Raw genomic sequence first — 3,781 nt, forward strand, 5'->3', positions numbered from 1 at the left:
GTCGAGGCCGGCTCCGGTCGCCGAGCGTGACACCGCCCGTTCGCGCTGATCGAGATCGACGAGCGTCGCGGGCATCCAGCGGTAGCGATCGGCCGGAAGCCGCCCGCCGTTCCAGACCGGAACCGTCACCGCCGTCTCAGATGTGAGCGTCGTGAGCCGGGCGATCGCTCGGATCGCCCGGCGATCGGCATCGGACTGCCCGCCCCACAATCCCAGTTGATCCCCCTCGTCGGCGCGGATCTCCTCGGGCGTCAGCCGCACCGACGTCACCCCGCCCGTGATCTCGTGTTCGCTTCCGCGCGGGAGGTTGATCCAGGCATCGAGCTGCCAGCGCACCCGTTCGACCATCGCCGCCGCCGACATTCCGGCAGATCGGTACCACGACCGTTCGGAACGTTCACCGTGCTCGGTCTCGAGCAACACGACAAGCCGCGTGCACACACGACCGTCCGCAGCGAGACGATCGGCCAGCTCGTCGGCCAACTGTTTGGCGACGAACACGACCGCGTCGCTCTGTGCAGCCGGATCGTCGAGGACCCGCACCAGCCGACGTTCCGGTGCCGGATCGGTGGTGCTCGCCGGGCGGACATCGGCACCGGACGCCAAGCGATGCGCATGTATCCCCACCGGCCCGAACCGACCGAGCACATCGGACGGATCGAGTGCCGCGAGCGCACCGAGACGACGCAGACCCAACCGCCCGAAGAGGTCGATCAGGTCGGTATCGACCTCGTCGAGCGTCTGCAACCATCCGATCGGGAGAGGCGCGCAGAACTCGCCCGATCCACCGGGGTCGACCACGATCGGGCTCTGTCGACGGACACCGAGTCGCGCCGCGACGCCGGAGGCGAAACGACCGTCGGCCACACCCACACCCACACCCACACCGAGACCGACACCGGCCCGCACCCCCGACACGACATCGCTCAGATGCGTGGCCATCGCCTCGTCCCCACCGAAGTACCGGGATGGACCGCGTGCGGCGACAGCCAACCACCCGGGCTCGACCACGTCGACACGCGGCGCGATCTCGGCGACCGCACGGACGATCGACTCGAATTCACGCGCATCACGCGCCGGGTCGGCGTCGAGCAGGGTGATGCTCGGACACCGCTGCTGCGCTTGGCGACGACGCTGTCCGATCACGATGCCCTCGTCGGCGGCGGCGGGTGTGCGTGCCACGACGCGGTGTCCGCGCATCACCGCGGCGGGCTCGTCACTCCGACATCCGGCGGCGACGACCGGCCAGTCGGGACACCAGACGGTGACCATCCGGACCGGGTCGACGCTCGCGCTGTTCTCCGTCCCGATCTCGTCGTGACTCATCCCGGCGTGACTCATCGCCACGTCAACCCGCGAGGCGACGGTCGTTCAGATCGGTCACCGCGACCGACCCGGTCATCTCGGACATCGCGGTCATCTCGGCGGTCATCTCGGCGGTCATCTCGGCGAGCAGCTCGGCCTGCGGGTCACGTTCGGGCGCCTCGGCCATCGCGATGCGGGTCCCCTCCCCCATCAGCTCGATCGAACAGGACCGCGGCGTCTGCATCCTCCGTCCGCTCGCCTGCACGTCGACGATCCGCCGCTGAAGATGGCCCGCCCCATCCTCCAATCCGGTCCAGACGGTCCGTTGTGTCGTCATTTCGACGTCGCAACCGAACGCACCGACGGGACCGAGGGCCACGGCGACCGCCCCCTTCTGCTGCACCCGCGTCCGCAACGTGCGCACCGGCGCCGAGGCTCGATCGCGGTGCACGGTCGGTACCCGGGTCAGGACCAGGTCGAAACCATCGACGGCGGCACCCATCACGTCGATCCAGCCGAGTCCATCCGCCGTGTCGATCCGCACCACCCGCTCGAGTGGCACCCCGAACTCGGCGGCGGCGTCGGTTCCGAACGTCGGCACGTCGACGATCGCCATCCAAGCGCCCTCGGCGAGAGCATCACGGACCAGGCCGAATGCCACCGATCGCGCCGCTGCACCCCGGCACGACACGACCTGGCCGCGCACGAGACCGTCGGGGATCAGCTGATCGAACGGCTCCGCGATCGGCAGTGTCCGCTCACGAGCCAGAACGACCGGCTTGACCCGTTCACCCAATTCGGCGAGGACACCACGCAGCGCCTCGCCACGTCGAGACGGAGCGGGAGATGCGGCAGGAGACGGTGATGGCAGACGATGGTCGACAGCGATTTCCATCCTTCGACTGTATCGAACAGATGTTCGATACAGCAAGGGGTCGATCGACCGAGATGGGCTACTTGTTGTTCCAGCGCTCGCGGGCTTCGCGGGCACGCACGAGCAGATGCATCGGCACCTTCTTCGCGGCCTCGGTCAGCGCCGAGTCCCCCCCGGCATCGCCGCCGTCGGAGGCGGCGGCCTCTGGTTCGTCCGGCTGGAGATCCTCGAAGGTCGGCGGCTCGACGCCCGGCTTCCAGTACTGGTACATGTCACGCACGACATCGGCCAGACCCTCGGAGGTGAACCCCTTCTGAAGGTCGACGGTCACGATGTTGGCGTAGATGTGCAGCGAACCGACCTGGCCGGTGGCGAAGAGGCGGCGTGCCAACTCGTCCGACGGGCTCGGCCCGAACGCATCGGCAACCGACGCGTAGCGCTCGTGCCCTTGCCCCGACAGGGTTCGGTTGAGTTCGAAGCGGACGACGCCCGGCAACGCGCTCGGCTTCTCGGTGACGGCAACCAACTGACCCATGGAGGAGACAGGCTACTGCCCTCACCGCGCCGCGAGGGCATCCGCGAGGACGTCGGGGAACTCGTCGGGCGTCGTCGACGTCACCGTCGCCCCGAGCGCCGCCAACGCTGCGGCGTGCTCGTGATCGTGCGCCGGCGTGCCCTCGTCGCTCAACGCCAGAAGGACGACCACCGTCACCCCCGCCGCGACGAGTTCTCCGACACGGCGACGCATCAGCTGACCGTTCCCACCTTCGAACAGGTCCGAGATCAGGAACAACACGCTTCGGCGCGGTCGGTCGATCTCGCGTTGACAGTGAGTGAGCACCGAGGCGATGTCGGTACCCCCGCCGAGCTGCACGCCGAAGAGCACCTCGACGGGGTCGTGCAGGAACGGGGTGAGGTCGGTGATCGACGTGTCGAACGCGTAGAACCGGGTCCGCAGCGTCGGGAGTCGGGCCAGCACCCCGGCGAACAACGACGCGTACACCACCGAATCGGCCATCGAGCCCGATTGGTCGACGGCGATGATGACATCGCGAGCGAGACTCTGCTGGCGACGCCCGTGTCCGATCAACTGCTCGGGCACGATCGTGCGCTGCTCGGGAAGCCAGTGCCGCAGGTTCGCCTCGATCGTGTGCGGCCAGTCGATGTCACCGGGGCGGGGTCGTCGGGTCCGAGCGGCGCGGGCCAGCGCACCGCGTACGGCGCGGCGGGTCTGGTCGGTGAGTCGTCGCTCGATGTCGGCGAGGACCGTGGCGATCACCTGTCGGGCCGTCGCGCGGGTCTCGTCGGGAAGCAGTCTGTTCAACTCGACGAGCATCGTCACCAGCGCGATGTCCGGCTCGACCGCTTCCAGGAGTTCCGGCTCGAGCAGCAGTTGCCGAAGGTCGAGCCGCTCGACCGCGTCGCGTTGGAGAACCTGAACCACCGGCGTCGGGAAGTACCGGCGGATGTCTCCGAGCCAGCGGACGACACCGGGTTTCGAGCGTCCGAGCCCGCCGGCACGCCCGCCTCCACCGCGCCGCGACTGCACGGCCTCACGATCGTAGAGCGCGCCGAGCGCAGCATCGATCCGCGCGTCGTCGC

General features: G+C 68.8%; 4 protein-coding genes. All 4 read right to left on the reverse strand.

What is annotated here, in order from left to right; all coding sequences use genetic code 11:
* Positions 1–1,326, reverse strand: a 1,326-nt coding sequence (locus tag WBV89_RS15130) for a Y-family DNA polymerase (RefSeq protein ID WP_423982184.1), incomplete at its 3' end; no start/stop codon positions are given.
* A 22-nt stretch (positions 1,327–1,348) separates the two neighbouring features.
* Entirely contained in the window at positions 1,349–2,200 is an 852-nt protein-coding gene (locus WBV89_RS15135; RefSeq protein WP_423982185.1) for a hypothetical protein, read from the reverse strand.
* Between the two features lie 58 nt (positions 2,201–2,258).
* A complete protein-coding gene (locus WBV89_RS15140) occupies positions 2,259–2,714 on the reverse strand; it encodes a hypothetical protein (RefSeq protein ID WP_423982186.1) in 456 nt (151 codons plus the stop codon).
* 21 nt (positions 2,715–2,735) lie between these two features.
* Positions 2,736–3,781 (reverse strand): VWA domain-containing protein (locus tag WBV89_RS15145; protein ID WP_423982187.1); only part of this gene is annotated, 1,046 nt, incomplete at its 5' end.

Origin of the sequence: Ilumatobacter sp. (assembly GCF_049588435.1) — a bacterium.
In the GTDB taxonomy this organism is placed as follows: domain Bacteria; phylum Actinomycetota; class Acidimicrobiia; order Acidimicrobiales; family Ilumatobacteraceae; genus Ilumatobacter_A.